The sequence below is a fragment of the Candidatus Cloacimonadota bacterium genome (genome assembly GCA_020532355.1).
Taxonomy (GTDB): domain Bacteria; phylum Cloacimonadota; class Cloacimonadia; order Cloacimonadales; family Cloacimonadaceae; genus UBA5456.
Genome location: JAJBBD010000058.1, coordinates 1 through 7,089, shown reverse-complemented (window position 1 = coordinate 7,089; position 7,089 = coordinate 1). Strand labels below are relative to the sequence as shown.

The 7,089-nt window shown below is 42.1% G+C and carries 6 protein-coding genes; 1 reads left to right on the top strand and 5 read right to left on the bottom strand.

Features of this window, described 5'->3' with window-relative positions; genetic code table 11:
- Positions 1–370, top strand: a 370-nt coding sequence (locus tag LHW48_01810; protein MCB5259200.1) for a hypothetical protein, incomplete at its 5' end; no start/stop codon positions are given.
- A gap of 569 nt (positions 371–939) precedes the next feature.
- On the opposite strand, the gene LHW48_01805 is transcribed toward LHW48_01810, so the two are convergent.
- The 5 genes from LHW48_01805 to LHW48_01785 are packed head-to-tail and all read right to left on the bottom strand — an operon-like array spanning position 940 to position 6,419.
- On the bottom strand, positions 940–2,169 hold the full coding sequence (locus LHW48_01805; GenBank protein MCB5259199.1) for a M23 family metallopeptidase: 1,230 nt from the start codon (positions 2,167–2,169) through the stop codon (positions 940–942).
- A complete protein-coding gene (locus LHW48_01800) occupies positions 2,166–3,086 on the bottom strand; it encodes a cation diffusion facilitator family transporter (protein ID MCB5259198.1) in 921 nt (306 codons plus the stop codon). Before LHW48_01800 ends, LHW48_01805 begins: the two co-directional genes overlap by 4 nt.
- Positions 3,086–4,084, bottom strand: coding sequence for a hypothetical protein (locus tag LHW48_01795; protein ID MCB5259197.1), 999 nt, complete (start codon positions 4,082–4,084; stop codon positions 3,086–3,088). Before LHW48_01795 ends, LHW48_01800 begins: the two co-directional genes overlap by 1 nt.
- A 15-nt stretch (positions 4,085–4,099) precedes the next feature.
- Entirely contained in the window at positions 4,100–5,344 is a 1,245-nt protein-coding gene (ablA, locus tag LHW48_01790) for a lysine 2,3-aminomutase (GenBank protein MCB5259196.1), read from the bottom strand.
- Between the two features lie 16 nt (positions 5,345–5,360).
- The gene (locus LHW48_01785) at positions 5,361–6,419 is read right to left on the bottom strand and encodes a zinc-binding dehydrogenase (GenBank protein MCB5259195.1); all 1,059 of its coding nucleotides are present in this window, start codon (positions 6,417–6,419) and stop codon (positions 5,361–5,363) included.
- Between the last annotated feature and the right edge of the window lie 670 nt (positions 6,420–7,089).

Here is a 7,089-nt window from a genome sequence, read left to right as displayed (position 1 = left end):
TTCTATATTGGCGGTTTCAGGTTTTTTCCCGGAAGGCAGTGAAGAAGATGCAGTTAAATACTACAGTGACATAAATCTGTATGTTTCGGCTATCATAGTTTTTATGGAGCCAGATACTAAACGTGTTGCGGGCTGGTTTATCCGCTATAATTCTGAAAATGGAGCAGATAACGACCACTTGATCATGCAAAAGATCTCTCATTTACATGGTGAGACAAACCATTTTGATGAGGACACGCAACAACTGATCTGGTTTTTGACCGATACTCGAACCCTGCATGTGATGTATGCTTATGACGGCAGTTTAACTGCATTATATTACAATGCCCTTTTCCCAGAACTCTTTTCTTTAAGGGAAAATCAAGAATAGAGGATAAGCATCCCCAAAATAGAGCTTTTGGCAATACTTATGACGTCTTGACCGTATTCACATCCATTACTTCTTCCAAGAACATACAAAGTCAATCCGTATAGCCTAAAAAGGCCGTTGAATGATCGGGAAATGGGGCAGAGCCTCATACTACAAGGGTAATGGGTGGGCATAGTTTCGATCTGAAAAAGCCCACCAAACCGAAAGCTCGTGTATAAACCTGAACAATGCTATTGAAGTCCAAACCGCCCATAAGATATTAAATAAGTGATAGTTAGTTTATGCGCTTTGAACTCCAATGCCTCAATTGGGATAAAAATCTGCTATATATGGATGTGCAACTGTCTCCTAAAGCATATATTAGCGATAGTTCATCTTAGGATATTGCTGTGAGTGCGGCATGATGGTAACCTGAAGCTACGCTAAATATAGCCTTAATATAAAGACTTGCAGAGTGCGAAATTGCACAATGGATATCTTATGCCGTGGAAACGCAGAATTTTCCGGAAATTGCTTGATCCAAAATAGCGCCTCAACTTCACGTTTTAACAGACAAGTAATAATGGTTTTTATGCGGGCGTTTGAGGATATTTATACTGCTGCATGAGCTCCCGGATTTTATTCCTCTGATTCTCAAATTCAGTCATTTGTTGCTGGTTAAGTCGTTCTGCGCCTACCATGCGAAGCTTACTGGGATTTATGTAGCGTCTGTTGCTCATTAGCCCAAAATGAAGATGTGCACCGGTAGATCTTCCGGTTGAGCCAACGCGTCCAATTATCTGTCCTCTCTTAACGGTTTGCCCATTGCGCACGCTAATCGAATTTAGATGCGCATACAATGTAATCATTCCGCTGGAGTGTTTGATGCGTACCTCATTACCATAACCACCATTGTAGCGGGCAGAAGTAACAGTCCCATTTGCAACGGCATACACAGGAGTGCCGCGACGAGCACGATAATCTACTCCTTGATGATTTGCCCACCTTCCGGTGAAAGGATCTAATCGTTTGCCAAAGGAAGAACTTACGTGGATGCTAGACAAGGGATATCCTACACCACTGGCATTATTGCTTTTTCCTTCTTTATTGTATAGCCCATTCAAGACAGAATTCGCATCATCCTGTTCGTAGCGGAATAATTCATGACTACCAGTGCGAGTGCCATGGTAATCTACAAATAGTACTTTTGCTCGGGGAAGTGGTTTCCCTTCAAAAATGCGTTCCTCAATGAACACGCTAAACTTATCACCTTTTCGAGCATCACGCTGAAAATCGATTTCACCTTCCAAGCCGTTGTTGATATTCTGTTTATCTGCCGGAGACAGCCCCAATGAGAGGAGAGCAGCGTCCAGAGTGTTTTCCAAGGTTCCTTCAATTAAGCGAAGACGCTTTTGCACGGGCAAAGATTCCATATTATAGATTAGAGAATCTCCTTGTGCAACAAAGTGATGCCGAATTGTAGGTTCTTGTACAAACATCATCTTATCAATTTTGGTACCCTCATCATTCAATATCACTCGCAGAGTATCTCCGGGCTGAATGGTGGTAACATCAATGTAATCTCCCAAAAGATATGATATCATGCCAATTTCCTGACCGGGGAGTTCAAGGTTGGCCAATACCGAGAAGATTGAGCCCCCGGGTGGGATGGTTTGGGTAATCCAAGGATCCACAATTTCCACAAAATCTTCTTGCTGCGTTTGGCTGTTGTTAAATGGCATCTTAAACAACGAAGCCAAACTGAAAATCGCCAACAACAGAAGCACTATGGTAATAAGTATGCGTTTTCCCTTTATCATATTGTAGAAACTCCTTTTTGGGTGGTTGCCGCCGATTCAAAGGGATGGTAGTGAATGTGTACCTTTCGTAGTCCATTGTTAAACCGCTCCAGTATTTGTTTTTCCACGGCATGTGAGATGTTGTGTCCTTCGTCAATAGAGATGTTTCCAGCTACGCTGATAGTCATGCTGATCGTATAATATGGTCCAAAGCGATGTATTCCCAATTCTTCTATGCCTTTCACACCTTCTATCAACAAAGTTGTATCGCGTAGTTCTCTGCCAAAATCATCATCTGGCACATGATCCATCAATTCTGCAGAAGAATCCATAATGATTTCGATTCCTGTTTTGATGATGTATATTGCCACAACTGCTCCTGCGGCGGGATCCATCCAAAAATAGCCCAAACGCCCTAAGAGGACACCCACAATGACTGCTACCGATGCCATAATGTCATTTAGATGATCATTGGCTAAGGCACGTAGGGTGGGGTTATGGGTATGTTTGGAAGTATTGCGAGTATATTGATATAATCCGAGTTTTATAATGAAAGTAGCAATTGCAATTACTAATGCCCAAACAGAAGCAGATTGACCAGTTTCGATATTGCTAAGCAATTCATACACTTTATTGATGCTTTCCCAGAAGATAGTGATTCCGGTAGTAAGAATGAAAGCCCCAACCACAATAGCCGAAATGGATTCTAATTGTCTGTGCCCATAGGGATGTTCCTTGTCAGCAGGTTTTTTAGCTTGCTTCATAAATATCTTCACTGCAATATAATACACTACATCAGAAGAGGAATTTATGCCATCTGCTAATACCGCTGGGCTATGTCCCAAAATCCCCACTCCGGTTTTTAATAAAGCCAAAAGGATGTTGCTAAAAAGCCCAAGATTAACGGTTAATGAAGTCAAATTATCGCGATCCCGCATTACTGCAACTCCATTACATCAAAGAAAACTTCATTGGGAAAGGCTTGTCGAATCTCTGCTCGAAAACTATCTGCCGATATGGGAAATTTACCTACAGCAGTGGAATTTAAAGCAAAAGCCCTAAGTTTAAAGGGGATAAGACAATACGTTGGAATGCGCGCAAGGAAACGTTTAAGATTGATAGTATTTAATTTCAAGCATTCTGGATGCCTGATCATCAGCTGTGTTTGGCTTTGCTCCACAGCTTTGCCTATGGCTTCGAATAAGCTATCGGTAATTGATGTGGGTATATAGAGAAGTTTTGGCTTTTCAGCCAGTAGAGTTATAACATCCTTCTCGTTATGGATCAGGCTGCAAAGATGGGTATTTTGCCAAGTATTGGTCTTTTTATATAAAATGAACTTAGAGCTTTTGAGCTTGCGACATAGATATGGATTCACATCTGCTTTAGCAATGTCGCGCAATAATCGTAATCGCCCCAGTTCTTCAATTATTTGTTCGGTACTGCCAAAACTAGCCCCTACAGCAAGAATTAGGGCATTGATGTTATCGGACAAAGCTATGGATTTGCGATCTAAGGAACCATCAACTAAAACTTTGTTAGCACCCAGATGGTGCATGTGCCGAATGATGTCTTTTTGGTGGAGCACCGACGAAGGGCCGGTTATCTGGGTTTTCAACTCAGATTCTGCCTTGGCAATATAGAGTTTGCGTCCCGCATATTGTTTACAAGATAAAATACTGATTGCCCCAGCGTGAAAATCTATCCACTGCTGGTCGCAGCAGAACAAGTTTCCAGGAAAGATATTTACTAGAGGTTTGGGAGTTTTATAAACCCTATCTTCGCTTTCGCCATCTATGCCTGTACTCAATACTGCCCATTTGTGGTTGGGGAAATTGTGTATTAGCGCATTAATTAGCGTAGTTTTTCCGGCATTTTTACTGATCCCCACCAAGGCAATGTTTTTTATGGCCTTGGTGGAGATCAAATCTATCATATTAAATGTATTGAATTAGTGTTTTCGGCGTTGATTTCGTTTTGTTTCTGCTGGACCGATGGCTACATGTTTTCCTTTAAGCAGGCTCATGATGCCCTCGCAACTCTCACGTTCTCGCGGACACAGATTTCGGTAATCTGCATCCTTGAGGGCCTGGAATCCAGGTTCGGTATAGCTAGTTATGAAGCCTTCATAGTTACGCAGAACAACTCTTCCTGGCATTTGGGAGATAACATAGTTTGGCATCACCGGTATTTTTCCACCGCCGCCAGGGGCATCTACAACAAAAGTGGGAACGCATAAGCCGCTGGTGTGACCGCGTAGAGATTCGATGATTTCAATCCCCCGGGAAATTGGAGTGCGAAAATGGCTGATTCCTTCTGAGAGGTCACATTGATATATGTAATAGGGTCTTACCCTGTTTTTTACAAGTTTATGTACCAATGCTTTCATTACGTCTACGTGATCGTTAATGCCTTTTAACAATACAGATTGGTTTCCCAAGGGCAAACCGGTTTCAGCGAGCCGAGCCAAAGCTTTGGCAGCGGTATCGCTAATCTCTTGAGGGTGATTGTAGTGAGTATTTAACCAAACAAAGGGATACTTCTTAAGCACCGAAAGCAAAGAATCGGTAATGCGTTGAGGTAATACAACCGGTGTTCTGGTGCCTAAGCGGACAATATCCACATGGTCAATTTTACTTAATCGCTCCAGGATTTCATCGATGCGCTCATCTCCTAAGGTAAGGGGATCGCCGCCAGAGAGGATCACATCTCGCACTTCTGTGTGTTCACGAATGTATTCGAGGGCTTTATCCACATTTTCTTTAGGCATTGGAGCATCGTGTTCTCCAGCTTTTCTGCGGCGAGTGCAATGCCGGCAATACATGGCACATTGATCTGTTAGCAGCAGCAATACTCTATCGGGATAGCGATGAGTCATTCCGGGAACGGGTGCATCTGCATCTTCATGCAGGGGGTCTGCCATATCAGAATCGCTCAATTCGCTCTCGTACACTCTGGGGATTGCCTGCATCCTTACGGGGTCATTGGGGTTATTGTGGTCTATCAGAGAAAGATAATATGGAGTAATTGCCATACGGAATGAGAATTCTTGTTTGGCAAAGAGCGCTTCTTCCTCAGGAAGCAGGGTGATATACTTGCGCAGCTCAACAGCAGTAGTTATGCGGTTTTTTAGCTGCCAATGCCAATCGTTCCACTGTTCTTGAGTGGCGATTGAACGAATATCTGTAATGTTCATTATTGGCTCCGAATTATTAATCTGTATAACGTTCTTTAAATAGCTTCATTAAAATGGGGTTTCTTCGTAGTAGATCCAGGGAAATAGTGGCATGGTTATGTGCGTAACCATTACCCAAGATCATATCCACATCTGCACCGATTCCTTCGGCGCCCAATGCTGCCTTAGTGAAGGAAGTTGCCATCGAGAAGAAATATACCAAGCCTCTATCTTTGGCTGCCATGATGGTGGGTAATTCTGTATCTTCGATGTTTACTACATTTATTACTACGTCTGCCATTTTGCCATTAGTGAGGCGTGACACTTCTTTTTGGATGGTGATAGCATCTGTAGCGCTGGCAATAATAACCTCATGGCATCCGGTTTCTTTACAAGTGGGGATATAATTAGGGTTACGAACTACGCCAATAACCTTTCCGGATACTCCAGCTCGTTCACGAGCCACGGCATTACAGAGGATACCGCTTTTACCATTGGCACCGATAATTACTACGTTATCACCGGGTTTAACTAAACGTTCAACCTGGGCTGGAGCTCCGGCCACATCCAATACCGAGAGGGCTAAGTTCTCGTCCATATCATCTGGCAGTTTAGCATAGATACCGCTACTGAACAGAATGGCTTGACCTTCAATTTCCACCTGATCTTTATCCAAAAGAACTCTTTTTACTCTATTGATTTTTAGTGGAGTAAGAGAGAGCGAAACCAAACTGGCAATTTTATCGCCTACTTTTATCTGATCTTTCATTTCAAAATTGGGTCCAATCTGTGCCACTTTACCTATCAACATACCCCCGCTGCCAGTATCTTCATTTTTGTGTTTTCCAGTGCGATTGGTGAGGTCTACTGCATGATCGGCAAAGGCTTTTTCCAAATCCTCATGCCCCTTAGCAATAAGCTTATTCTTGATCTGATGAAAAGAAGCACTATCTACATTTAATCGAATAACATCGATCAGTAGTTCATTATCCCAAATCTCGTTCATATCGTTGTTTAGAATGCGAGCTGGTTGAGGCAGTACTCCTTGTGGTTCAGTTACTCGATGGGTTCCATAGCGGCAACCGCCAGTTTTCATAATTCCTCCACAGGATCTAATATATTTATTTTTACTATACTTATACTTAGTTTTTCCATTATTTTGGTAATGCAGATTATGTCAATAATAAAGTCCATAAAAAGGTTTATGCTGGTGAGAAGTATTATGAATTATCCATTATCAAGACTATGCGCTTGCTGCAAAGAGCTTCAAAAATGTAAATTGCCAGAGAACTTTGTCTTTGTTTGGGTCAGCCCTACTTAATGCTTGGCAATTGCTTTAGCGGAAGATTAGGGAAGGTTTCTCCTGAGATTATGCTAAAGCCATAGGATAATGGTGGCTTTAATCATTCCTAACCTTAGCCTGATGCGGCGGGGATAACAACTGTAAATGCGTTAGAGAAGCTTTCGTTTTTCCAAGCTTAGAGATGAGAAATGCATCGTAAGACCGTTGAATAACTGGGGCATGGGGAGGATCTTCATACTGCAAGGGTGGTGGGTGAGCATAGATACGATCAGAAAAAGCTTACAAAACCGATATCTCGTGCATAAAAATCTGCTATATATGGATGTCCAACGGTCTCATTTCTTAATAATGATACTCATTAATTAAGGAAAAACGTTTTTGATGAGGCTTGATTTTTATCTTGACATCATAGTAGAATTTATAATTTGGAATGTGTGACTTGATGGTGCTAATACAGGTAATA